The 24,635-nt window shown below is 59.4% G+C and carries 27 protein-coding genes; 20 read left to right on the forward strand and 7 right to left on the reverse strand.

Annotated elements, in window-relative coordinates:
- Positions 1-49 precede the first annotated feature (49 nt).
- From ACODR6_RS11675 to ACODR6_RS11740, 14 genes are all read left to right on the forward strand, one after another.
- Positions 50-1,129 carry a lytic transglycosylase domain-containing protein gene (locus tag ACODR6_RS11675; protein WP_246777710.1) on the forward strand — a complete coding sequence of 360 codons (1,080 nt, stop codon included), beginning with the start codon at positions 50-52 and terminating at the stop codon, positions 1,127-1,129.
- Entirely contained in the window at positions 1,126-1,497 is a 372-nt protein-coding gene (locus ACODR6_RS11680) for a TrbC/VirB2 family protein (protein ID WP_203431402.1), read from the forward strand. Before ACODR6_RS11675 ends, ACODR6_RS11680 begins: the two co-directional genes overlap by 4 nt.
- A gap of 2 nt (positions 1,498-1,499) precedes the next feature.
- Positions 1,500-1,820 (forward strand): VirB3 family type IV secretion system protein, encoded by a 321-nt coding sequence (locus ACODR6_RS11685; protein ID WP_203431403.1) that lies wholly within the window; start codon positions 1,500-1,502, stop codon positions 1,818-1,820.
- Positions 1,821-1,823: 3 nt separating this feature from the next.
- A complete protein-coding gene (locus ACODR6_RS11690) occupies positions 1,824-4,343 on the forward strand; it encodes a VirB4 family type IV secretion/conjugal transfer ATPase (protein WP_203431404.1) in 2,520 nt (839 codons plus the stop codon).
- The gene (locus tag ACODR6_RS11695; protein ID WP_203431405.1) at positions 4,321-5,493 is read left to right on the forward strand and encodes a lytic transglycosylase domain-containing protein; all 1,173 of its coding nucleotides are present in this window, start codon (positions 4,321-4,323) and stop codon (positions 5,491-5,493) included. Before ACODR6_RS11690 ends, ACODR6_RS11695 begins: the two co-directional genes overlap by 23 nt.
- Before the next feature lie 20 nt (positions 5,494-5,513).
- A complete protein-coding gene (locus tag ACODR6_RS11700; RefSeq protein WP_203431406.1) occupies positions 5,514-6,305 on the forward strand; it encodes a conjugal transfer protein in 792 nt (263 codons plus the stop codon).
- On the forward strand, positions 6,302-6,544 hold the full coding sequence (locus ACODR6_RS11705) for a hypothetical protein (protein ID WP_203431407.1): 243 nt from the start codon (positions 6,302-6,304) through the stop codon (positions 6,542-6,544). The genes ACODR6_RS11700 and ACODR6_RS11705 overlap by 4 nt, the downstream gene beginning before the upstream one ends.
- Positions 6,520-7,593, forward strand: a complete 1,074-nt coding sequence (locus ACODR6_RS11710) for a TrbL/VirB6 family protein (RefSeq protein WP_203431408.1) — start codon at positions 6,520-6,522, stop codon at positions 7,591-7,593. Before ACODR6_RS11705 ends, ACODR6_RS11710 begins: the two co-directional genes overlap by 25 nt.
- A gap of 55 nt (positions 7,594-7,648) precedes the next feature.
- Positions 7,649-8,383, forward strand: coding sequence for a VirB8 family type IV secretion system protein (locus tag ACODR6_RS11715; protein ID WP_203431409.1), 735 nt, complete (start codon positions 7,649-7,651; stop codon positions 8,381-8,383).
- Positions 8,384-8,403: 20 nt separating this feature from the next.
- On the forward strand, positions 8,404-9,213 hold the full coding sequence (locus tag ACODR6_RS11720; protein WP_203431410.1) for a TrbG/VirB9 family P-type conjugative transfer protein: 810 nt from the start codon (positions 8,404-8,406) through the stop codon (positions 9,211-9,213).
- A 9-nt stretch (positions 9,214-9,222) separates the two neighbouring features.
- The gene (virB10, locus tag ACODR6_RS11725; protein ID WP_489022552.1) at positions 9,223-10,560 is read left to right on the forward strand and encodes a type IV secretion system protein VirB10; all 1,338 of its coding nucleotides are present in this window, start codon (positions 9,223-9,225) and stop codon (positions 10,558-10,560) included.
- A complete protein-coding gene (virB11, locus tag ACODR6_RS11730; RefSeq protein ID WP_203431411.1) occupies positions 10,557-11,606 on the forward strand; it encodes a P-type DNA transfer ATPase VirB11 in 1,050 nt (349 codons plus the stop codon). Before virB10 ends, virB11 begins: the two co-directional genes overlap by 4 nt.
- Positions 11,575-14,373 (forward strand): type IV secretory system conjugative DNA transfer family protein, encoded by a 2,799-nt coding sequence (locus ACODR6_RS11735; RefSeq protein ID WP_203431412.1) that lies wholly within the window; start codon positions 11,575-11,577, stop codon positions 14,371-14,373. The genes virB11 and ACODR6_RS11735 overlap by 32 nt, the downstream gene beginning before the upstream one ends.
- Before the next feature lie 93 nt (positions 14,374-14,466).
- Positions 14,467-14,808 (forward strand): hypothetical protein, encoded by a 342-nt coding sequence (locus tag ACODR6_RS11740; RefSeq protein ID WP_203431413.1) that lies wholly within the window; start codon positions 14,467-14,469, stop codon positions 14,806-14,808.
- 72 nt (positions 14,809-14,880) lie between these two features.
- Here ACODR6_RS11740 and ACODR6_RS11745 read toward each other — a convergent pair whose 3' ends face one another.
- Both ACODR6_RS11745 and ACODR6_RS11750 read right to left on the reverse strand, forming a co-directional pair.
- Positions 14,881-16,227, reverse strand: a complete 1,347-nt coding sequence (locus tag ACODR6_RS11745; RefSeq protein ID WP_203431414.1) for a DUF8535 domain-containing protein — start codon at positions 16,225-16,227, stop codon at positions 14,881-14,883.
- Between the two features lie 9 nt (positions 16,228-16,236).
- The gene (locus ACODR6_RS11750; protein ID WP_148195461.1) at positions 16,237-16,530 is read right to left on the reverse strand and encodes a hypothetical protein; all 294 of its coding nucleotides are present in this window, start codon (positions 16,528-16,530) and stop codon (positions 16,237-16,239) included.
- A gap of 337 nt (positions 16,531-16,867) precedes the next feature.
- Between ACODR6_RS11750 and ACODR6_RS11755 the strand changes: the two genes are divergently transcribed.
- Positions 16,868-17,209 (forward strand): helix-turn-helix domain-containing protein, encoded by a 342-nt coding sequence (locus ACODR6_RS11755; protein WP_203431415.1) that lies wholly within the window; start codon positions 16,868-16,870, stop codon positions 17,207-17,209.
- Positions 17,210-17,564: 355 nt separating this feature from the next.
- Here ACODR6_RS11755 and ACODR6_RS11760 read toward each other — a convergent pair whose 3' ends face one another.
- The 5 genes from ACODR6_RS11760 to ACODR6_RS11780 are packed head-to-tail and all read right to left on the reverse strand — an operon-like array spanning position 17,565 to position 20,462.
- A complete protein-coding gene (locus ACODR6_RS11760; RefSeq protein ID WP_203431416.1) occupies positions 17,565-18,182 on the reverse strand; it encodes a hypothetical protein in 618 nt (205 codons plus the stop codon).
- Positions 18,183-18,184: 2 nt separating this feature from the next.
- Positions 18,185-18,496 carry a hypothetical protein gene (locus ACODR6_RS11765; RefSeq protein WP_203431417.1) on the reverse strand — a complete coding sequence of 104 codons (312 nt, stop codon included), beginning with the start codon at positions 18,494-18,496 and terminating at the stop codon, positions 18,185-18,187.
- Positions 18,497-19,120: a thermonuclease family protein gene (locus ACODR6_RS11770; protein ID WP_203431418.1), complete on the reverse strand. Its 624-nt coding sequence runs from the start codon at positions 19,118-19,120 to the stop codon at positions 18,497-18,499. It lies immediately after the preceding gene.
- Entirely contained in the window at positions 19,117-19,749 is a 633-nt protein-coding gene (locus ACODR6_RS11775) for a thermonuclease family protein (RefSeq protein WP_203431419.1), read from the reverse strand. Before ACODR6_RS11775 ends, ACODR6_RS11770 begins: the two co-directional genes overlap by 4 nt.
- 17 nt (positions 19,750-19,766) lie before the next feature.
- A complete protein-coding gene (locus tag ACODR6_RS11780) occupies positions 19,767-20,462 on the reverse strand; it encodes a nuclease (RefSeq protein WP_246777714.1) in 696 nt (231 codons plus the stop codon).
- Positions 20,463-20,575: 113 nt separating this feature from the next.
- On the opposite strand from ACODR6_RS11780, the gene ACODR6_RS11785 reads away from it, so the two are divergent.
- From ACODR6_RS11785 to ACODR6_RS11805, 5 genes are all read left to right on the forward strand, one after another.
- Positions 20,576-20,974: a hypothetical protein gene (locus ACODR6_RS11785; RefSeq protein ID WP_203431420.1), complete on the forward strand. Its 399-nt coding sequence runs from the start codon at positions 20,576-20,578 to the stop codon at positions 20,972-20,974.
- A 117-nt stretch (positions 20,975-21,091) separates the two neighbouring features.
- On the forward strand, positions 21,092-21,841 hold the full coding sequence (locus tag ACODR6_RS11790) for a ParA family protein (protein ID WP_281438230.1): 750 nt from the start codon (positions 21,092-21,094) through the stop codon (positions 21,839-21,841).
- A gap of 3 nt (positions 21,842-21,844) precedes the next feature.
- Positions 21,845-22,243: a hypothetical protein gene (locus tag ACODR6_RS11795; protein WP_203431421.1), complete on the forward strand. Its 399-nt coding sequence runs from the start codon at positions 21,845-21,847 to the stop codon at positions 22,241-22,243.
- 4 nt (positions 22,244-22,247) lie between these two features.
- On the forward strand, positions 22,248-22,640 hold the full coding sequence (locus tag ACODR6_RS11800; protein ID WP_203431422.1) for a hypothetical protein: 393 nt from the start codon (positions 22,248-22,250) through the stop codon (positions 22,638-22,640).
- Positions 22,606-24,621, forward strand: coding sequence for a relaxase/mobilization nuclease domain-containing protein (locus tag ACODR6_RS11805; protein ID WP_203431603.1), 2,016 nt, complete (start codon positions 22,606-22,608; stop codon positions 24,619-24,621). Before ACODR6_RS11800 ends, ACODR6_RS11805 begins: the two co-directional genes overlap by 35 nt.
- Positions 24,622-24,635: the final 14 nt, after the last annotated feature.

The raw sequence follows: 24,635 nt of genomic DNA on the forward strand, positions 1-24,635 counted from the left end.
CGCTCCGCTTTCGCCTGTGAACAGACCGCACAAGATATCCTCGCGGAGCGTGCTTTGGCTCGCCGGAACGTCGGCTTTTCTGCTCACCGGTTTCGCCTCCGGCCCCGATGACAGCAGCGGTCAAATCGTGTCGGGAAAGTCGACGCACCTACGGCACCCTGCCAACCGGATGGAGTTTAAGGCGGTCGAGGTCGACGCCCTGCCGCCAAATCCGGAGCCCTCCGCCTCTGCTGTTTCGACGCAGGACATCCCAACGATCGATTCTGCCACCTTTAGCGAGCGATTTAGCGGGTCGTCCACTGAAAATGCGCTCCGCGCCAGCGCTCGCCCGCTGGATTCCATTGGAGGGTTCAGTGACCATGCTGGGCGATCAACAGGATCAGCGGCTGGCAGCACGAATGACCGACGGGAACGTGCTGTGCATTCGATGGTCAGCGTCTATTCGTTTGACCAGGCAACAGCCGTTCCCGAGCTCGCCGAGCCGGCAACCGCACCTCATATCAATGTCAGCGAGCCACCAGTACAGGCCCGACCGGATCTTTTATCCGGTGTCCCCACGGACTATACCGGCCTTGCATTGAAGGTTGCCAGTGAGGAGCAGGTTGATCCGAATTGGGTGCTTTCTGTGATGCGGGCAGAAAATGCCGCGTTCGATCCAGACCTGGTGAGCTCCGCGGGCGCCATCGGTTTGATGCAGGTCATGCCACAGTTCGGCGAAGCCTTCGGTGCAACCGATCTATCGGATCCGGAGCAGAACATCCGGGCCGGCACGCGATTTCTCCGCGTCTTGATCGCCAAGTACAGAAATCCTGTATTGGTCGCCGCCGCTTATAATGCTGGCGAGCCGAATGTCGACCTTCGCCATTCCCTGCCATTGATCCGAGAGACCGCCGACTACGTCACCCGTGTCGTCGGATACTATACCGGCACAGCGGCCACCCCGGTTCTCCGGCCCAAAGGTCTAACTTCGGCGCCCCGCAGCACCGGGCGTGCCGACCGGGCCAAATCCCCCATGCTTGTGTTCTCTGTTGCAACTCCGTCCCCGTCAGACGTCCGTCCTCAGCGTGATGAGGCTCAGAATGATGCTGGCGGGCCGGTCAAAATTGTCAAGGAAGAGGTGTCTCAATGAATCCCATCGTGTTGGCAGTCCAGACGGCCGTTCTCTATGGCAGCGTTGCCTGGTCCTCGATGGTCAGGCGGAAATGGGTTGGCAACGCCGCGATCGTGCTTGCCGCGAGCCTGATCCTGCTCGTCAGCCAGTACGAGCCGGCCGCGGCGCAGAACCTCGACGCGCTGCAAAATGCCGCCGACCGCCTCGTGCAATTCTTTACTGGCCCGTTCGGTCGTTCGGTCGGAGCGATCGCCTTCATCGGCATGTTTCTGGCCGCAGCCTTCGGTTACTGGTCCTGGGGAGCGCTGCTTCGGGTTGGAGGAAGCCTTGCCGGCATGTTTGCCGCTGCCGAGCTCGTCGACTTCCTCGCTGGCAGCGGGTCTTAGCCATGGCCGGGAACATCTCCGATGGTGGCGACGACTATATCGAATCCCATCCCGTCATATTGGCTCTCACACGACCGCCGACAGTGATGGGAATTCCCTACACCTACTTCCTGGCGGAATGTTTTGTTTCGCTGATGGTGTTCATGATCCTGGGATCCATCCTGTGGTTCCCGGTCTCCTTCATGGTCCTCCACAGCATTCTCTACGTGCTCACCGTCAAGCTCGATCTCTGGTTTTTCGAGATCGTCGGGCGCCTCAGCATGTGCGGTATCAACCCTCTTGGCCGGAAGCTCGGTGGCGGCGTCAGAACCTACGGAGTGTAAGCGATGAACACGATGGCGAGATCGCTGAGAGGCAGTCTGTCGAAGGGTTGGGAGATCTTTGCAGACCGCAATGTGGCGACGCATGTTCCTTTCTACGTCCCGATCGAAAACGGCATCATCCGCCTGAAGAACGACTGCCTCGTCTCGACGCTGAAGCTCACCGGCTTCTCCTTCGAGACGGCGGATATCGAAACGATCAATATGCTGCAGCGGCAGCGCAATGCCGCCTTCCGTGCGATCTCCTCGATCGGCAGCTTCGCACTTTATACCCACGTGATCAGACGCAAGGTTGCGCCGTCGTTGCCGTCGGCCTTCGCCGATCCCTTTATGGAGCGCCTCGATCACGTCTATCAGTCGAGCATCTCGAAGAACGAGATGTTCGTGAACGACACTTATGTCTCGCTGGTCGTGCGCCCCATGTTCCGGAAGGGATCCGCGCTCTCACGCCTCATGGGCGCAGGCGGCACGATCGTGCGCAAGGAACAGTTCCGCGCGATGCGCGACAAGCTGGTCGAGGCAACACGAGCGCTGGAGAAGTCGCTTTCCGTCTACGGACCGAAGGTTCTTCGCGACGTGCAACGCGTACAAGCTGACCTCGGCGAGAACAGGAAAGTCTTCCGCGATGTCTCTGAAGATATGGTCGTCGACGAAGCCGCGCGGAAAATTTGGTTCTCCGAACAATGCGAATTTTTCTACACACTGCTGAATGGCGGACGCGTCCGGCCGATCCGGCTGGGCAACATCCCGATCGATGAGATGCTGCCGGCGCGCCGAACGTCGATCGGTAACCGCATCATCCACCTACAGGGCGACGTACTGGACGACGATCGCTACGCGGCGATGGTCTCGCTCAAGGAATATCCGCCAGAGACCGGCGCCGGCATGCTCGACTATATCCTCAAGCTGCCATTCGAGCTGGTGCTGACCCAGTCGATGTCTTTTGTCGATGATATGGCGGCGCGCAGCCGGATCGAACGACTGGACCGGCAGATGTCGAAGGCAGACGAAGGTGGCTCGAGTGTCCAGGCCAATCTCGATATTGCCCGGGACGAACTGGCCCGCAAGCGGGTTGCTTTCACCGAACATCATCTCACGGTGATGCCGGTCGCCAAGACCACCACCCAGCTTGACGATGCCGTGGCCTTGATCGGCAACGAACTTGGCGCGCTCGGCGCCTCCTACGTCCGCGAGGACCTGAATGCGGAGCCCGCCTACTGGGCGCAGCTTCCTGGCAATCAGGCCTATATCGCCCGGCGAGCCCTCATCTCCACGCTGAACTGCGCCGGCTTGAGCAGCTTTCACGCCTATCCATACGGCAAGCCTGACGGCAACCACTGGGGGCCGGCGATCACGATCTTCGAGACGACGTCGGGCACGCCCTTCTTCTTCAACTTCCACCAGGGCGACGTTGGGCACACGACAGTCTTCGGCCCGACCGGTTCGGGCAAGACCGTCATCATGGCCTTCCTGATCCTGCAGTCCTATCGCGTCAGCCCGCGGCTGAAGACGATTGTCTTCGACAAGGACCGTGGTCTCGACATCATGGTCCGCGCAGCAGGCGGAACCTACATGTCGCTGGAGCCCGGCCAGCCGTCGGGATGGAACCCGCTACTGCTTGATGACACCGAGGAGAACCGTGTTTTCCTCTATGGGCTCCTGAGCTTCATGCTGAAACCTTCCAAAGAGGGCGAAAGCCTGACGCCGCAGGAAGAAGCGATCATTCGCAACGCGATCAAGTCGGTCCTCAAGACGAAGGATAGGTCGTATCGGCGTCTTTCTTCACTGCGGGCGCTGCTTGCTGGCAGCGAGCGGACCGAGGGCAGCCTGATCGCCCGGCTCGACAAATGGGTCGACAAGGGACCCTACGCCTGGCTCTTCGACAACGCTGCCGACGATCTCGATATCTCCCGACCGATGATCGGCTTCGACATGACATCGATCCTTGACGATCCGACGGTACGCACGGCAGCCCTTCTCTACATGTTCCACCGGCTGGACGCGATCTACGACGGCAAGGCGCCGATCATCAACCTGATGGACGAAGCCTGGAAGCTGCTCGATGACGACGAGTTCAAGCGGACCATGAAGGACTATTTCAAGACCATCCGAAAAAGGAATGGTCTCGTCATTTTCGGGACGCAGTCGGCCGACGACGTAGTGCGTTCCACCGTCAGCCGCACGATCATCGAACAGACGTCGACCAATATCTTCTTTGCCAATCCGAAGGCTGACGAAAACTCCTACATGGAGCATTTCGGTCTCTCGCGAGCGGAATTCGATTGGGTCAAGAACGGTGATCCGAGTTCGCGCTTCATGCTGATCAAGCAGGCAAAGAGCAGCGTGATCGCTCGCGTCGACATGTCCCACATGCCGGAGTTCATCAAGGTGCTCTCGGGGAGGGAAGAGACCGTGCGCGAAGTCGAGATGTTGCTCGACGAGTACGGCGACGATCCAAAGAACTGGCTCTCGAAATTCTGCGACTGGGATGGGGTGACGGTCGATGAAGCACGCAAAGCACCTTGAGGGAGCCGCGGCCGGGGCACTGGCCCTTGTTCTCATCCTCCCAGTCGGCACAGGTCATGCCCAGGCGCCGGTCATCGACCAGGCGCGCCAGAAGATCCAGCAGGCGACCGAGAACTGGTATCAGTCCTATCAGGCCGATACGCGCAAAGTCAAAGGCGCCTCGGGCGGAACGACCGATAGCGTGGCACCTGGTCAGGGTTCGGGCGCGCCGACCGATTGCTCGGCCGACGGCCTGGCGGGAGACACTGCGCCCGCAGCGCCATCGTTACGGACACCGAGCCAGCAGGAAGTCGCCAGCATGGTGCGACAGGAGGCAATCCGGCAGGGCGTCGATCCGAATTTCGCGATGGCGATCGCCGAGCAGGAGTCGCGTTTCCGCCAGTCGGCGCGCTCTGCGGTCGGCGCCACCGGTGTCATGCAGCTGATGCCGGGGACCGCCGCGCAGCTCGGAGTCAACCCCTACGACACGCGCGACAATATTCGGGGCGGCGTCAAATACATCAAGCAGCTCCAGGGGATGTTCGGTGACCGCTATGATCTGATCGCCGCTGGCTACAACGCCGGGCCGTATCGGCAGTCGCTGCAGAACGGTCAGATTCCCAACATTCCGGAGACGCAGGACTACGTCAAAAAGGTCTCCGCCTACTATGCCCGTAACAAGGCCCATAACGGTGATAATACCCCGTCGGAGGGTACTGCCGAGCCGGAAACTGCGAGCTATGCAAACGGCTGCGGCGAGCAGCTGAAGAAGGCGGTCGACCGAAACACTCAAGCGCAGATCGAACGAGGCTCGGTTTGGAATGAGCTGCTTGGAAAGTCCCTCGCTGCGAACCAGCAATATCTGCAGCGCCTTCAGTCTGGCCTGCAATCCTCGTCGGCAAGCCTTCGTGGCAGTGGTGGCGGAAATTCCAAAGACCATGACGGCTCACTTGTCATGGCCGAGATCCGGTGCCCGACCAATATCATCAACACCGGCGGCACGCGTTGCTTCGCCGTTCCGCCCAACGCCACCACCGAACAGATACAGCACTGGCTTTCCGACCTGCAGGATGAGGCACGTGCAAATGGCGCGGTCGCGACCTTCACGGCGTTGCAGGACCCGACACTCGGCCTCGTCACGGTCGTCGATTCCAGGCCGACGTCAAACTGAGAACAGGAGAGGTTAGACACATGAAGACAGCAGTGATCGCAGCGGCGCTCGCCATCGTTTCCGTCCCTCAGGCCTATGCACAAGTACCCGTCAAGGACTCGGAAAACATCTCGATCAGCGAAGAGATCAAACGGCTTTCGTCAGAGATCCAGCAGGACACGTCAGTCGTCAAGGACAACACCACGAAGACCCTGGCGGCGATCACTGGCGACCGAACGCAGGATGCGAGCCAGTTTGCCAAGCTCGCGACCGGCAATGGCTTCACCATGGGACAGGCGCCGGATTTCAACACGGTGTTGTCGAGCAACGCAGCCGTGTTTGGAGGGATTGGCGGTCAATTCCAGAATACGGCGGCCAAGCTGATCAACGGCCTCAACCTCGTGAAGATGGTGGTCGATACCGTAAAAGGCGGTGAACTCTCAGGCGCCAACCAAGCCTATTCGCAAGGGATCAACGCGTTGACAACGCTGACGGCGCTGACCGACGCGATGAACAGCGCCACCAAGGACCGGCAGAACTCGTTCATGCAGGCCACCCAGCAAATTGGAACGGCTCAGGATCTGAAGGGGGCGCTCGAGCAAAATACCCAGATGGTGCTGCAGGGAAATCAGACCGCCAACGAAGCCGTCGGCTCGCTCAACAACCAGGTCATGCTGCTGAACCAGCAGTATAAGGCCGCCCTAGCAACCTCGTCGCAGAACCTCAAGACCTTCGCGCCGCTTCCCGACAGTGTCATGCGTGACGGCGGTACTCAGCCGCAGGGGACGTCTGTTCGCGATCAGCTGAAGGCATTCGAGGATCAGAACCAGTGAGGGCAGTTCTTGTGTTGGGGCTGATCGGTGCGGTGCTCGTCGGTTGCGCCGGAAAATATGAGCAGCTTGCCAAATGCTCGGCCGACGACAATCCGGTCCCGGCCCTCGGCTTCGTATCCGAGCCCGCGATCACGGCAGGTGGCAATGCGCTCGCGGGCGCCATCAAGGACGATTGTGGCCCGATGCGACCGGTCAGTAATTTTCAGGATGAGACATGGATCCCGTCAGCTACGCGATAAACTTCTATGGCGATGCGCTTCGTTATTTCGACAGGATCAACGAGGCCTCATTGGAACGGGCCTGGGGGCTATTTGCCGAGAACAGAAACCTTGTTTCCGGCATCCTGGCGATCTTCCTGATCCTGTATTTCCTCTGGGGCGCACTCGGGCTTTCGAGTGTTTCCCTTCAGGACATGGCGATCACCGCCTTCAAGCTCACCCTCGCCTATACTCTCGTCATGTCCTGGGCGCTGTTCTACGACAATATCGGACAGTTCGTGCTGTCGGCGCCGCAGGATCTTGGATCGGCCATATCCTCGGCGATGGGCGGTCAATCGGCCGGCGCGGACATCGCCCAGCAAGTCGCCAGCATGGCGCGCAAGGTCTACGACTTTGCCATGCAGCTCTTCAATTCCTACGAATCCGGATGGCTGCCGAATGTGACCGGCGCCGTCGTCGTCTTTATCGTGCTGGTCTTCGGCCTCCTGCCGATGCTGCTGATCCTCACAGGCGTCACGCTCTTTGCCAAGATGATCACCGCGGTGATGCTGGCGATCGGGCCGATCGCCATCCTCTGCTATTTCTTCGGCATCAGTCGCTTTGTCTTCGACGCCTGGGTGAGGGGCGTCGCCTACGGCATGTTCATGCTGCTCTTCACCTATGTCATGGCCGGCCTGTCGTTCGGCTTTCTGATCGGCATGATGGACACGATCAACGGCGATATGGCCACCAAAGAGAACGCGCTGGCGATCGTACTCGCCATGGTGCTCTACCTCGCGCTGATCTCCTATTTCATTTTCCAGGTGCCGGATTTCGCGCGGACCTTCGCCTATGGGGCGGCCCTCTCTGGCGTCCCGGGCGGAGGTGGCGTGGATACCGCCTACGCCACCACACGCCGGCGCCTCTCTTCGAGCAATTCCCGCGCCGGGCAGGCCGCGGCCATAGCACTCAGTACGCTGGCCGGACCGAGGGGCGCCGTCACGGCTGCAGCGCTTGCGGGCCGCAGCAGTGTCGCTGGCGTCGGTGCGCTTGGTCGAATGCTCACCAATCGTCGGCGCAACAGCGAATGACGCGGAGGCGGCAAGGATTAGCGATTTCACTCATTGCGAATTCGAGGTTCGAAACTTGGCATTGTTCAAAAGGCAATTGAAAGCCGCTCCGGTCGATCGTGCGCCAGGACCACAAGAGATCTACGATCAGCACCTCTCCTGGGGCGAGAAGAATCGGTCACTGCGCACTCTGATCGGTCTCATCCTGTTGGTTTTCGCGGTGGCGGGTTGGTTCGTGGCCGGCGTTCTATCCCTCTCTGTCGCGCAGCTCTTTCCACTGGTGCGCACCGAGGTCGTGCCGCTCATCGTGGACAAGAACACGGGCTACATGGAGACGGTGACCACGCTCGACAAGGACCGGTCGAACGTGTCAGAAATCCAGGCCGTCCGCGCTTCGTTCGTCGGCAATTACGTCATACGTCGCGAGACCTATGACCCCCGCTATCTGTCGGAAAACTTCGACATGATCGCTCTTTGGTCGGAGCCGGATTCCCCGGCCTTCAAGGACTATTCGGAGTGGATGAACCCTTCCAATCCACGAGGTCCGGTCAAGACCATGGGAACGACGGGCGAGATCCGACCCGAAATCCTGTCCGTCAATCCGCTCAATACCACCACAATGTCGGTGCGCTTCGAGACCCGGGAACGGCGCCGCGGCGGCGATGTGGTCAATCGCTGGTCGGCGACGATCCGCTACCGCCAGATCAATCTTACCGCCAGCAACCGGGTCCGGCTTTATAACCCCCTCGGCTTTGTCGTCACCGAATACGTCAAGGTTCCCGAGACCATGCCTTCGGGGCTCACCCCATGAGGCGGGTGAGGGTCGGAATAATGCTGTCACTGCTGCTGACAGCCACTTCGGTTCATGCGGAATTGACTGCCCGGCCCGGCAGGCTCGATCCGCGCGTGCGGACCTTGCCCTATTCGGCTGAACAGGTCTTCGTCGTCACCGGGACCTACGGGATGGTAACGACGATCCTCTTCGGTGCTGACGAAGAGGTTACCCAGGTGGTCGCGGGTGACACGGTTTCCTGGCAGATCCTGACGTCGGCGGACAGGCGCTCACTCACCCTCAAGCCGATGGAGAAAGACGCGCCGACAAACCTCTCCGTGGTGACGACGAAACGAACCTATTCGTTCGACCTTGAGGTCAACGACAGCAAGTCCATCCAGAACCAGACCTTCAAGCTGCGCTTCATTTATCCGGAAGACGCCGGGCTGAAGGGCACGGCCGAAATGTGGAAGCAGGCGCAGGATGCAGAGCGCAATCCAAACATCAAGAATATCCGCCGCGACAAGGTCAACTATGACTATGGCTTCAAAGGAAGCGATGCCGCCAAGCCCGTGTGGGTGTTCGATGACGGTTTGAAGACCTTCATGAAGTTCACCGGCGACGTGCCAGCGATCTTCATTGTCGATAACAAGCGGCGAGAGAGCCTCGTCAATTATCGCCGTGAGGCCGACTACATCGTCATCGACACGGTCTCGCGGCAGTGGACGCTTCGTTACGGCACCGAGAACGAGACCTGCCTGTTCAATCTCAGGACCGCTCCAGCCGATGTGCCGGCGCCGATCGAGGGGGCCGTGACGCCGAAGCGGCTCGGCTCGTCAGGTGCTGGCTCACCATCAAAATCACGATAGGGAGGCACGATGTCTGATCCGAACTATCATTCGATAGACAACGACACCGCGATCGGAGGTCAGGTGAGGCGCTCCGGGGTTGGGCTGATGCGGCCGATCGCCGTGGTGGCGGCAATCGCCGGCGTTGGTGTCGTCCTCTATTTCCTTCTTTCCGGTGGCGAGCGGGAACCGGGGATCGACAATACGCCGCACGAAGAGTTCCGCCCCGTGCAAGCGCCTAGAAACGAGGGCTTCAACCCGCCAGCGCCGCCGCCTTTGCCGACGGTGCAGGTGCCCGAGGCGCCACCCCCTCCGCCACCCCCGCCACCGGCGCCCGTCATCCCGGCGCCGGCCCAGGTGGCGCCGCCGGCCGATGTCGACTGCTCGAGAGGGAAAAATCCTGACGATCCCAAATGCATCGAGCTTGCGCGGCAGGCTAAGCTGCTCGAGCGCGTGCGCTCCACCGCTGTCGTTTTCGATCAATCGGAACGCGCAGGCGGGGCGGCAACCGCTTCGTCAGACGCGACGGGAGCCGGCTTGTTCGGCGCGAACGGCTCAACGGCCACGCCCGCTGGCGCACCGTCGGACGCGGGCGGTGCTGTCGATGGCGATCGTGCCTTCCTGAAGGCCATGGGAGGGCAGGGGGTACAGGTGTCGGTAGCCGCTGAGAACCGCCGTATCGATGCCTGGATCCCGCAGGGCACGATGATCCGTGGCACATTGGAGACGGCGATCAACTCCGACCTCGCCGGCATGGTGAAAGCGATTGTCCGGGAGGATGTCTACTCCTTCGACGGCCGGCGCATCCTGATACCCGCCGGCTCCTCGCTGATCGGCGATTATAAATCCGGTGTCGAACGCGGGCAGGAGCGCCTGTTCATCGTCTGGACGCGGATGATCCGTGGCGACGGTGTTTCGGTCCAACTCGGCTCTTACGGCACGGATCGTCTCGGCCGCTCCGGCATGACGGGTGTCGTCGACCGGAAATATTGGGAACGGTTCGGCCCGCCGGCGCTGATGACGATGATCGGCGGGGTAACGCAATACATTGCCCAGCTTGGTCAGAAACAGGATCGAAATATCACGGTCGTCAACACGGACGGAACCGTGACCAGCATCCCCCAGGATAACGGCACGACCTCGCAGGATCGGGCGCGCGAGATCGCCGCAGAGACGATCGCATCGGGCATTCAACAACTTGCAACCGAAGCTTTCCAGGACTCCCGCAACATCCGGCCGACGATCCACATCGCCCAAGGCTCCGATATCACTGTTTTCGTCACCAGGGACCTTGATTTCTCGGATCTTTATCCAGACCCGGTGCGTGAGGAATTCGACCGCCTGCGCCGAAAGAGGGCCGGCAAATGAACGCGCACCCATCGATCTCCGCCGAGCAGCACTTTCTCTCCGAGGCGCTCGAACCCATCAGGCAGTTTCTCGACGATCCCGCGGTGGTCGAGATTTCCTGCCAGCGCAGCAATGAGATCTGGCTCGAGCGGATCGGCCAGCTCAGCATGGTCAGGCAAGAGGTCGAAGGGCTCGATCAGGAGGCGATCCGCCATATGGCGTCGCGCGCGGCCTCGTTCACGAAACAGACCATCAATGCTGAGAATCCACTGCTGTCGGCAACGCTCACCAACGGTGAGCGCGTCCAGTTCGTGCTCAATCCGACATCTGCCACCGGACATGTTTTTTCCATCCGCAAACAATTCATCCGGCGATTCGATCTCGACGACTATGAGAAAGCAGGCGCCTTCCGCTTCACGAAGGTTACGGGTGACGACTATATCGACGACGTCGATATTGAGTTGTCACGCCTGCTGCGGGCGGGACAGGCGCGCGCCTTTCTGCAGCTCGCGGCGATCAACCATCGCAGCATGCTGATCTCCGGTGGCACCTCGACCGGCAAGACGACCTTCCTTAATACAATGCTGACGGCGATCCCAGACCACGAGCGCTTCATTCTCATGCAGGATACGGCGGAGCTGGAACCGCGCCAGGAAAACGTCGTCTCGCTGCTGGTCTCGAAGGGCGCCCAGGGCGAGGCGCGAGTGACGATGACCGACCTTTTGGCCTCCGCACTTCGTCTCAGGCCAGACCGGATCTTCATGGGCGAGCTTCGTGGCGACGAGGCATTCGACTTCCTGAATGCGATCAACACCGGCCATCCGGGATCGATGTCGACCATTCATGCGAACTCGCCGCATCACGCGTTCAACCGGCTATCGACGCTGGTGCTGAACAGCAACGTCCGCATGGAGCGCGACGATATCATCCGCTACATCCGCTCGATCATACCGATCGTGGTGCAGTTGAAGAAGAGCGATGCCGCCGGCGGCCGCGGTGTCAGCGAGATCTATTTTGCCGACGAGGTGGACGAAGATGGCAAGCGTATCCACGGACGCAGAGGCTGAACGCCCGAAGTGGACGAGGCTTCAAGAGGTCTCGGCCTTCACCTTTCCGGTCGCCGTTCTAGGCGCCGTGCTGGTCTGGCTGATGTTCTTCACGCTGATATACGACGCCTATGTCACATCCTTCGGGTCGACCTCCTATTACGACTATGTCGGGCAGGCGCCCATTCCAGATGGCATGGCCTACACATGGTCGATCATTCGCACGCAAAACACCATCGGGCTCTCAATCCTGGCGCTCGTTCTGGCTTCGCCGTTTCTCTTTTTCCTGTTGAGCCTCTGGATGCTGAAAGCGGGCAGGGGGCTGTCGCGCAAGATCCTCTACCTCTTGCACGTGAGGTCGATGTTCACCCTGATTGCCCATACGGCACTGATATTCGCTGCGGCCTATGCCGCTGTTATTGTGTACGGCACGGCTTTTTATCTCGTTGCAAGCAAAGCCGGCGGGTTAACCAGCGTAGCGGACTATTATGGCGCCCACCTTGCGGCCATGTATCAGGCACCCTTCGGAGCCACCGACGCGGCCGGGACGTTTCAGCGGCCCTCACGGCAGACTGTGTTCGCCGCTCTCGCCGGTCTGGCGGCGGCCGGCGCCCTGGTCGGATTTCCAATCGGGGCAGCGATCCAGAAGCGCCAGCGCATGGTCATGGGCAAGGCACGGCTGGCGACCCTGAAAGATGCCGCTGATTTCCGGCTGCGTGACAAGCACGGCATCGTTCTCGGTCTCAAGCAAGGCCTCCTTCTGCGTAATGACGGCGATCAGCATGTGATGGTCATCGGTTCGCCGGGACAGGGGAAGTCACGCGGCTTCGTCATCCCGACGATGATGAGTTTCAAGGGATCGCAGATGGTCCTCGACATGAGCGGTGAGCTTTTCGAGGAGACGTCGGGCTATCTCAAGGATCAGGGCTACGAGATTTTTCTGCTGGCCCCGGGCTCCAAGTTTACGGACGGCTATAACCCGCTCGATCTGATCAGCGCCGACCCAAATCAGCGGATCACTGACCTGCAGAAGCTGACGCAGATGTTGCTGCCCGGGCGTCTGCGCTCCGATTCCTCCGACTTCTGGGAAGAGAGCGCCAGGATCCTGCTGACGGCGATGCTCGGCTTCGTGCTCGAATGCCCCGATACCCGAAAATCGCTGAGCGAGCTCTACCGCATCCTCAATTCGATGTCGGACGAACGCAAGGCGATCATCCAGCTCCTCGAAAATTACGAGGCCGTTCTTTCCGATCAGACTCGCATGCAGCTCACCAAGTTCGCGGGCCGGCATGAAAAGCTTGGAGAGGGAATCGCGGCGGAGATCGTCGCCAAGCTCAATTTTCTCCAGAACCCCTTGGTCGAGGCCCTGACCTCTATCACCACGATCCCGATCGACACGATCAGAAAGCGCAAATTGGTAATCTTCATCCAGGCCGACTGGAATGCGATGCAGATCTACGAGCGGCTGATTTCGATGTTCATCCAGCAAATGGCCGATAAGCTTGTGCACATGGGACCGTTGCGCAACGGAGAGCACGAAGTGCTGATGATGCTCGACGAGTTCGGTAATGGCGGGCGCATAGACACCGTGCTCACGCTTGCGCCGTTGATCCGCAAGAACGGCGTTCGCTTCGTCTTTATCCTGCAAGACGGTGCGCAGCTCGAACGGCTGTATCAGCGGTCAGGGCAGAAGATCCTGATGGGCGCGTCCACGATCAAGCTGTTCATGAACTTCCAGAACCAGGAAGACGCCGCCGCCGTCTCTGCCGCAGCCGGCAGGACGACCGAGTGGGTCGAGCAGTCCTCTTACTCCCATCGCCATGGTCGCAGACAACGATCCATCTCGAAGGTGCCAGTGTCCGTCGACCTTCTCCCCGTCAACACGCTGATGATGATGAAGCCGGAGGAGGCGATCCTCCAGGTCACCGGCATGCCGCTCATGCGCATCATGAAACTGGACTCGGGCGGCGAGCGGATGTTCTCGAAGGTGCGGAAGTTCAAGCCGGTGACCAGACCCTGCATCCAGCCGGTCGAATGGACGATGGCCGACAGCGAATCCTTCGCGGCGCCGCAGCCTGAATCCGCTCCATCAGGTAGAACGCAGAGCCGGTTGCCGGTCGTTGGGATGGACATCGATCTGGGCGCGGTCAATCGGCCGAACCGGCCACAGCACATTCGGTTTATTGTCAAAGAGGGTGTGCGACACGTCTATATCTCGTCGCTCGACGAACTGCGTCAGCGTCTGGATCTCGACGAAACGCGCGAGGCCGGCCGCACAGAGGAACAACTGCGAGACGCAGAGCAGACTGCGGCGCAGAAAAAGCAACACTCTGCAACAGGCGGCCGCGAAGGAGACCGCGGCGCAGCGCGCGGTTCCGACACCATCCGGGTCGACGACGCCCATATCGAGCTGGATCAGGCAAAGTTGGACCGCAGTGTGTATTCTGGCTCTCCACGAGGATCACGGAATCGAGCTCAACGGAGTTCGGATGTTCAGGATGAGGCTGGAGATCTCCCCACCTCAGCTATTCTACGGCGACAAGATGTGCGTGGCGCATTCGGTACGGACAGCAAGGCCCTGAACGACGCAATCTTTGAGCAGACGGATGCAGGCTCGTTCGACCCGATAGAGTTGAATGCAGATGTCGAGCTCTTGATCGGAACCCTCTCCGAGCGCCTCACGGAAGATAGCTCGAAAGCATTTGTGCGCGAATTTGTCGACCGCGCTCGCGATCCGCTGCGCGAAGAGGGTCCGCAACACGACGAGGCAGAAGACCCGTTTGCGTAGGCGGACAGCATGGCCTGAAGCGCGGCATATCACTCGGGGTTGGGAAGCGGCATTGACCAGTTTCAATTGGAGCTGACGGAAGGAGGAAATACCGTGGGCGAAATCCGATACCTCCCAAATCGAGGTCTTTTGAAAGACGAGAGTATCCAGAGAATTGTTGCCGCGGCCAAGGCTAACGCTGGTCTCTGGCTGATGGTCAAGGAGCGTGCGGTGGAAAAGCGTGCCATCAATGCCGAACTCGAACGCCTAGGGGCGGATGCAAAAGACCTGGATCGGCTCTTTCCGACAGGCCTGAAGCCAACGATTGCCGAACTCGCAGACGAGCTTGTGTCCACCATGTTCAGGAATTGCCTGCCGGAGATCGGCTCTCGTGTTCAGACCGCTCTGCTCGAGGCAGCCGAATCCGAGCTTGATGGCGGTTCGCTACAGCCATAGCAAAAGGCGCGAGAATTTATCCGCTTAACCATCTTGTTGCGCCGATCATCGTCCATCTGTACCGGCGCAGTCTCAGCCATTGCCAATTTTGTCTATGACCCACGCCTGCAGCCGGCGCCCGGTCCGTTCAGAATTCGCCTCGGTAAGATCCTCGGGAGAAACAGCAAAGATCGGTCCGAGATGTTTCATTCGGGGGATCGTTTTTTCCTTGGCGTTCCGATATTCCTCGATCTCCATCCCAAAGGCTTCGACGAGCAGTCTTCGCGGTGGCTGATCTCTATAAGCAGTTTCTAAAACAAAGTCTGGCCTGCACAGGCCCATGGGCGTTTTCATGGCGAAGAGGGGCTTGATAATGGAGATCCGGAGTTCTGGAGCAGCATCGAACAGCGATTGCTGAAGCCAAAGCAGCAGATGGGAAACGTCGCGCTCAAACCCGGACTCGACGGGAAAGAGCGTATCGCCATTGTAGACCGGTTGGGCGTAGGCTTGCACAGCCCGAACCGGGCCTTCATCGTCGTCCTGAAAATCCACGTTCAGCAGCGTCAGGAACGGTCTTCGGGTTGCCGGATCCCCCCGAAGCGGCTGGCGCACCTTGGAGAGAATGTCGATTGTTCGCGAGGTGGATGCCGGCATGACGGATTGCGTGGAAACACTTGTCGAAAACAACAGCATGAAGCCGGTGCGGCGAAGGCCAACGGGCCAGTCGGCCCGCGAGGTCGCAAGCAGCTGCTGCCAACGACTCTCCGGATTCCAGTAGTCGGGGCCCCAAGTCGATAGTAGCGCGTTCAGCGTCCAGGTCCTGAGCACTCTGAGCTCACGGGATGCGGAACGCAACCGTGACAACTGATTGGCGAGTGTGAAATCAACACCATCTTGCAACGGCGGTATTACGTTCGCACCCGCCCTATCAAGCATCCGCCATAGCACGCCACTCAGTCTGGACGGCCGGTCGTTTCGTTCGCTCGGTCGCGCGGGATCCTGACCTGAGACATCGGCCAGGCGATCAGGAATGGCGGGAAGGGCATCGATATACGAGCGGTCGGATTTGGGCGGGGGGCGAAGATGATAGCCGCGGTCAATGAGAGCGGGGCTGGCGTCCTTGTCAACGTGAAACGGGCAGGCAAGGGCGTGGTTCGGCCGCTCCTCATGCCGACCAGGGTCATTGTCCTTCGGCGTCAACCGCCGCAGCGTGAAGGTGCGTTCCTGTTGGATCGGTGCAAGCAACGGCTGATGCTGTGCCTCCAGGCAGTCGCATTCGATCCAGCCATTCATGACCTTGACGCGTCGGATAACAGAAAGCGCAATTGCCTCATCATCGCCGGAGCTCGCGTTGCCGTACCAGGCCCGTAACGCAAAGGCGTCGCCATCGTCCAAATCAGCCAACACATGGGCAGGGCTATTGCGGACCACGATACGCATGGCTCGCCGTTAGTACCCCATCAGCCAAAGACTGAAGCCGAGATACCCGATGCCCGCGGCACCAGCGACAGCCACGACCGTCTCCGCCCAGCCGCGAATGTCCCAGAAGCTTCCGCTCACGGTCCGAGCGCCTTCAATCACGACCGCCAGGAAGACATAGGACGGGATGACCATCGCGTAGCCAAGGGTTAGACTGTCCCTAAAGGCCATCCGCGCAGCGACGAACGCGATCGCCAGAAATAGGATCGCTATCGCTAATCGCTGCAGGTTGATCCGATAGCCTAACCGTTCGAGCCATACCATCCGTGCTCTCCACTACAAGAAACAGATCAAAAATTTAACTGCAGTTAAAGTTATGAGCAATCGGAGATTTGTCTACAAGGTGACTATGACATGCATTTCGAGGGGTTCCTGGGGTCGCTTGCACAGCCTGCCTGCTGCGGTGTATTGAAGTCGCACACGAAGATGAAGAATAGAGCGTTGATGCTTAACTTTTTTGGTCTCTGGACAGCCTTATGGATCGGATGAGCGGTAGAACTTTGCGGCATCCACGCGACTGTCGGCGCGCCCATTCGGCTGGTGACAGGCCCTCATCGCTTGGGAACGCGTTTTTGGAACCTCCGGGTAAGGGTGTCGTTCGATGTCGCGGTTGAAGGACGATCACACCGATCAAGTTTCGAATGGGATTGATCTGACGTCTCTCTCCTTCCAGGAACGGCTCGCCATCGGCCTGATGCGGTTGAAGGCTCAACGTCGGTTGACAAACAAGGATCTGGCCGACCAACTTGGCGTGTCGGAAGCATACATGTCGCAAGTCACCCGCGGCATGCGGGATGTCAAGCTGTCGACCCTCGACAAGATGCAGCGCGAGTGGAATGTGACGATCGAGGAGTTGTTCAGAATCTCGGAAAGTGATCTTGCTCGGATCGCCGCGTGGCGAACCCGTCGGACGAAAAAGAAAACCTCCGACGAGCCGACGTAAGGTCTTCCGGTGACACTGGTTCGACGTGGATTAATGGTTCAGGTTGAACCAGAACCTCTGCTTCACGCCTTGTTCGTTCGGGATATCGAAGTAATAGGGATCCGGACGGCGCGGCCGCGGCGTCGCGATCTGCTGAATGCAGTTATCGCCTTGATCGCCGAAGCTCCGCCGTCTCACGACATTGCTCTGATTGCCATCGGAAGCGCGCAGCCCTGGAGATCGGCAAACATCAACAGTTCTGATACATTGGTCAGGCTTACTACTCCAGCCATTGCCAGTCTGCGAACTGCTGCCAACCGTGGTGCCCGACGGGCAGTCTTCGTAGGTCTCTCGCCCCGGTTTGCCGGCATTGGCCTCATGGCAAATAGGCCACGAAAATCCCGGCTCCTTCATGGCCGCGATGAGCTTTGTCATGGGCGGAACGCAGTAGGATACGCCCTGCCAGGACGGATTCTGTGACGCGGCGCAAAGCAGAACCTGGCATCCCCAGGACGCGTCCTCGGCCTTTACGGGCGCCGCCGATGGCGTAAATGCCGATCCGGCGATGATTGCAGCCAATAGTAGTCTCTGTCTCATCGTCCGCTCCTTCGACGTTATCATTGGATTCCGCCAGACCCCCGTCGATTTTCGCGAAGGAGAGCACACCCGGTTGGCTTGCCCCGGCAAAAGATCCAGCGGTCGTCGTGATGATGCCTGAGCACGTCACACCCGGCGCTGCCTGGCGCGGTTTGCATTCCGAAACGCGCATCGACCGTCCGGATTTCGTGAGCGTAGCGCTTGCCTCCGCGTCACTTGGGACCTCAGTTATCGTCTTTTGTGACGCTTCGTTTTTCAGTCGGGCGACCGCTTGTTCCAGATCGGTCTCGCGGTCGCTCCGGATGACTGCATTGATCGCAGAGCCGCCAGCCGTGCCGACCAGGAAGGCGGCCACGACTGCCAAGACAGCACCTCCGGAAGGCTCGTTCAGCGCCATCTTCAGTATCCCTCGATCCCGAGCCGTTTCAGGATAGCGACAGGACTTGTTTCGCAGTCTTGTTTCCAATCTGGATGCTTGGCGCATGCGTAAGCGTACTGGCTGAGATCGGCTGACGAGAGATCGGCAAGCCTGTTGCCAACGACTTTCCAACGTTGCACCTCGGCGGGATCGCAGCCAGCGCCTCCGGCTCCGCAAAACTCCGGATCGCGCTGGTCTATCTGCTTCTGGGTCGCGCTGTCCTCGGCGATCGCTACCGAAGCGGACCCCGACAGCAATATGACTACTACAGCGGCTGCAGCAATACGGCTCATTCAACCTCCATGCACGTCGTGGGTATTGGGTGACTTGGTCGGGATAACAGGCAAAGGCAGGGGCAAGCTGGTGTCGGGTTCCGATGTGGAAGCCCTGGCTTTCTCCCCATTCGCTGTCGACGCGGTATATAGCCAGGGCGGAAGGAGATCTGGCGATGACCAGACGCCGTATCCGAGGCCGCGCGCCTTCCTCTCGATATCGAAATAGGCGGGAACCTGAGGTTCGCCACGGTAATTGAATGCATAGCCGATCCCTTCTGCGATCGCCGTGGCGGCGAGGTTTGTCTCTCCGACAAAGCAGTGTGCGAGGATCACGCCGTTGGCGTCGCGAGCAATCGGTGCGCAGTTGACGTCTTGCCCAAGCGTACGAAGGATCATCCAGGCCCGCGAGACCTGACCGGCCGGCCAGTCGACGCCGTCGCTCGTTGCTGTCTGTTCGAGGCGAGGTGCTTCGTATCCCGCAAGCCGGACGGTCTCCGCGCCCTTTCTGAATTCGAGGGTGGTCGCATCGACGACCTGGACTTTTCCATAAATCTGGCGCGGGATCTCAGCTGGCCGGACTTGTGCCGTCGTGGCCGCCACTGTCATCGTCAAAAACAAGATCGACAGCGAAACAAGTTTCATCGTTTTTCGCTCCCTCGACCTGCGAGGATAGCGACTGGGTGAGGCATATCCGAATAGCCCCACAGGCCGGCGCGCGCCGATCGTGCGCTCTCTTCCGCTACCCTGTATCCGGGAACGATTAATTGCCCGGCGGTATCGACGGCGGCGAATCCCCATCCCTCAGCGATCATGTACGTTGCCAGGTCATAGCGCCGTTTGCCTGTTGTCGTCTGGCAGCCGACGACGGCATTGTTCTGATCTATATCCTTGATGGTTGTGCAGACGGGCTTCGTATCATTAATCAACGCCTGGACCATGATCAGGTTGAGCTCGCCGCAATCCCTGACAACGCCAGGAGATATTGTGATGGAGGTTCCGCGCAAACACGCCTGCAGACCATAGAGACGATATCGCCGCCCGCCGGAAATCCAGGTGTCGCCGGTTTCGAACTGCGCCTGTCCTGGAAAAGGCGCGAATTCGGTCCCATCGCTTTCGTGGCTATCCGCGGCGGCCGCTTTGTTCTCAATCGCCTGGACCGGGATAATCGGAGCTTGGGAGCGAGGAAGTTCTGCGAGGTTCGAGCCGGCGAGCATGGGTGTGATGGACATGCCTGCAAAAAGGCCAGAGGCTGCGAGCGCCGACATCAACATCAGGAACCTCATCCGCATCAGTTCATCAAGGGATTGGCGCGGTAGCGCTCACCGTAAGGATGTAGGAAATGCGGTCTCGCCCATATTCCGGCTCTTGCCTTCTGCGCGACTTCCTCTGCCTGTGCATATTCCGGAAACAGTGGCGGGCCCGAACGATCGCGTGCCGCGAACGCTACTCCGGTGCTGATGAGCACTTGGGACAGCGATTGTGTTTCACCGTCCTTCATGAAGAAGCATTCGGCAAAAAGGACGGTCGGCGAGCCGGCATTCTGACCGAGGAAATGGCACGGGAAAGCGTTGCCGGCGCCAGCCTCAGCCTCCTCGAGCATGGCAGTTAGACCGGCGAGCGAGACCATAGAGCATAAGGTCTGCAGGCCGGCAAATTCCATCTTCTCGGTCGAGAGGCAGCCTTGGACGCCTGCCAATTTAATGACGGTACCGTCGGCGGCGAGGAACGCGCTTCCGCTCAGTGCGCCTTCAGGCGTGATAGATTGGAGGTCGAGCCGGTCGGCCATTGAGGGGATATCGAGGGGCTTTTGCGGGGCAGGGACCAGATCGCGCCCCTCCGCGTAGGCCTTTTGATAGTAATCGACAAATCTTGAGATGGCATCCTCTTCGGCCGCAAGCGCCACTCCGTTTGTCGCGCATGCAATGGTGCAGAAGAGGATTTGAACGAGCCGTCGTGCGCCGGGATTCATGCTTTCGTCCCTCATCAATTGGCTCCAGCGATGATGCACAAAATTATACTGCAGTGCAAGTCTAGAAAAGGTGTGAGGATTGGAGTACCTTTGTCCAGGCACTGAAAATCGCTCGTGGAGAAAAGCACATGTCAGCCTTCAGGCAGTCACTTAAGGTCGTTGTCTTCCCGTTTCGGGCGGCCTGGTTCGTCGTGCTGATCGCCAATTTTATCATAGTGTCGGCCGCGGGACTGATTTTTGCGTCGTTCGTCGCATACGTTGTCGCGTTGATATTCTCATACGCCTTTCTCCCCGCAGAATGGACGCAAGCGCTGTGGCTGTCGGCGACTGGTCTCTACGCTCATTCGTTTTGGTTCAAAGCGGCTACGATTACATTCTCCGCGCTGCTGTTTTTACCAATCCTTCGCTTTTGGCCGCGAAGGGATCCGGTTGCGGATACAACTCGTGAACGCCAAATGGTACGGCTGAACGAGGATCTGATCGCCGCTCGGCGGCAGCGCGAGCTACGAGCCCAACTTCGGGCATGACGAGAGAAGAGCTGGTTCGTCCAGAGCGTGGCGGCGGGGATCTCTGCAATCGTTCGCAGCACATGCAACTCCCTTCCGCCCATCAGTAATAGTCGACACAAGATGGTGAAGAATTCTATGGCAGTTAAACCCCTTTCCCTAGCGATCTCGACGTTCAAGGGCGGTGCCGGCAAGTCAACCCTGAACGTCAATCTCGCAGCCGAGTTCGCGCAGCAGGGACATCGAACGCTCCTGATTGATTGCGACGAGCAGGAGTCATCGACGCGCTGGTACAATGTCTCAATGAAGCGCGGGCTGCTCCCGACGGACGGCACGTTGCTGCATCTGCGAGTCGCACCTGGCGACAGGTTTCGCGACCGCCTGGCCGATGCACCTGAAGCGGATATCCGTATCTATGACGTCGGCGGCTACGTGCATCAACGGGCTATCGAGGTCTATCACGAGTGCGATGCCGTCCTCATTCCGATCATCCCCGAGCCGACCGCTGCCACGTCTGCAATCAAGGTGGCGACGATCCTGAAGGAAATATCCAAAAAGCGCGCTGCAGGGCCGATCCCCTATGCGGCCATCTGGAATTACGTCGACATGATCGCGCTCAAGCACAACAGGTCACTTCCCGAGGTTCATGCGATCCTGACGAGCGGCCGGATTCCAATGGTGGAGACGGTCATCCGGAAAAGCAACCATTTCAGCGATGTCGGAGCCGGTTTCGGCTCGCTCTATTCCAAGCTGGCAAGTATCGAGAACAGTTCCTCGCTCACCCCATCGGCAAAGCGGCGAGCATCCGAGAGCGTGCTCGACGCGATTGATCTCGTGAAGAAGATCAACAACGAATTCATCGGCCTACTGCAGGCGGAAGCGGCCTAACGCATGTCGAGAGAACGGACGCCCGCCGGCAATATTCTTGCCCTTGCCCGGTCCAGGGAGGACCAGGCGAAGGAGGTGGAAGAGAGTGCCACGTCCTACATGCCGACGGACATCGATCTTGAGACGTTGATGCCGGATGAGGCTCCCGAGGCACAAGACGACAGAGCCATCGCGAGCGTTGAGCCCCAGCAACTGGGGATTCCAGCCAAGAACCGCCGCCACGGACGATTGCCGTCACAAGGTACCTCGACGGGCACTGAAACAAAGCGGAAGCGTATCTCTCTCTACCTCGATGACGACGTGCTGACCAAGATATTCCGTGTGTCGTTGGAACAGCATGAACAGCTCTCCTCGGCGACCCACCGGCTGATCGTCGAGGCGCTGAAGGCAAGGGGATTGTGATCAGATGCGCGAGCCAGCTGTGATGTTCCGCCTCCCGGCCCACATTTTAAGCAATCTCGAAGCCCTTGCCCGCAGGCTGGATGTCTCGGTCAACATCGTCGCCAAGCTGATCGTTACTAGAGAGGTCATGCAGATCCCCGCGATGCTCAAGGAACATGATCGCCAACTGGCAAACATCCACCAGTTCCTGCGAGAAATTGCCTTTCGAAATGAGGAGTTCCTCACCGAAGAAAGCGTGGATGCTCCAACCGCCAGAGCGATCGTGCAGCAACTCGAGGACGTGATGGACGCGCTCGACGCTATCAGAGACGCCGCCTATGTCCGGCCCTCCACCTATATCACGGACTTGATCAGGAACCATGATGAACGACATGTCCAAAAGTCGCTTCGCGTCTAGGTCCGAAGGCCGCCGGCTGCCGAGCTACTTCGAGCTTATCGAAGACGAGCTCCGGCGCCGAGGCGGAGGCGGCGGTGCGGCTAGAACACGTCCACCGTTGGCAAAGGCTGGATTTCCCAAGGGCAAACATCCCGGCGCTGCCTCGGCTTTCAGTCGTGCTTCTGGCAACGATGCGGTTGTCGTTAAAGTCCTGTCTTATGGGGCGGGCGCGGCGTCAGCGCGCAACGTGCTCGCCTATCAGAGCAAGGAAGAGAAAGCGCAAGACCAGGATGGCCGTGAGGTTACTGATCTGCGAGAGGCTGTCCGCTCCTGGGAGCGCGAGTTTGACAACCGAAAAGGCAGTCAGGATATTCTTCGCCTGACCTACGAACTGGAGAATGCCAATCGCGACGATATCGCTCGTGCTCTTGCTTCTCTGGCAAAAGATGGTTTCCGCCTGCATGGCGACACAGATCGAACCTACGCGTTCAGTGTCAGCGAAGGCGTGAAGGGAAGAACTCGTCTGCAGTTTGCGCTCATCATCGCTCACGAAAAGAAAGACAGGTCGGATCGAAGCAGCGCGAACCGGGTACCTGCGGACATAGAGAATGTTCGGGCGATTGACGATCGACTGGACACGGCTCTGCGTAACGCCAGGATCACTCCGGTTTCGCGCTATCCGGCGGAGTTTTCCTCCGGACCCAAAGGCCTGACGGCAACCTTGCATGCGATGCAACGGGCAGGAGCGGAGGTCACGATTTCCACAAAGGCACGCATCGAGGAGCGGCTTGGCAGGAGTGGCCGTTATGAACTCGGCGAGGCGCGGCGCGAAGTCACGACCAGGGACCACAAGGAACTGACCGCGGAAGGCAGAACGGTTGGGGTCCTCATGCAAACCCGCCAACCGCGGGATTTTATGCACCTCTTGCTCTCAGGACCAGCCAATGTGGATCGTGACCAGTTCATCCTCGCTGGCCGAGATTTCCTGCGGGATCAGTTCGCGGGGCATCGTTTTGCCTATGCTGTCCACAATCGTCACGACCGTGAAAAGCACCCGCACCTGCATGTGATCGTCGCACTGCGCAATGCCAGTGGGAGGACGCTCAGCCCCAACATCCGCGACTTCACTGAATGGCGCGTTCGCTTTGCCGAAAAGGCGCGAGAGCGTGGTATCCCGATCGATCGTCAGAAGCGCATCGAGCGCGCCGGACCACCGCCGGTGAAACGATGGGAATGGGAGATGTTCCGGCGGATGGGCGCAACGGCGCCTGGCAACGTCGTTGATAAGGTCTTGGCAAGAATGCGTGACACTCCGACCGCACCAAAGCGCCAGGATGCTCGGATGCGGCTCAAGAGGGGTCAACGGTCCGTCGGACATGTCATCGAGATGTTGGAGAAAGTCGCAAGAGATCGATCGGCCCCCAGCACCGCGCGCGATCTTAGTCACGATCTGTCCGTAGGGCTTCGTCGCGAATACCAACGGCTTGAAACGGCGATTCGCGAGGGTCGCGATCCCACAGGAGAGAAAGGCGAAGAGCATATGCTGCGATCCGCCCCCATCAGTTCCGCGCAGGCAAGAGCGGCGAAGGAAACACTGGCGAATGCAGCTTTGAGCGTTGCCACCAAGATCGCCAATCCATCTGATCGGTTGATTTTTGAGCAAGCGGCAAGGATCATCGGCAAGGTGGTAGGGCTGCAACTCGATTCCCGCGTCGCGAAAAATCGGGATCGGGCGGAGATTGGCAAGGATAAGCGCACGTCGGACAGCCTTGCGACGAAGTCGGCGACCGGGCGCGACCACGTTGCGGAGCAGGGCGTCGGTAACAAGAGTTCGAGCAACCGTGCTGTTGATCAGTTGCGTATAGCCCGTTCGAACGCCGAGCATGATATCCCTGAGAAAGGTCGGCCAGACCACCAAAGAAACCAACAGCGCGATCGCGAGATACCGAAATCGATTAAGCTGCGCCCGCCGGAGGAAAAAGACCGGGACCACGGTCGGTAATGGAAAGAGGTGGA

The sequence above is a fragment of the Rhizobium sp. FG96 genome, from assembly GCF_057808655.1.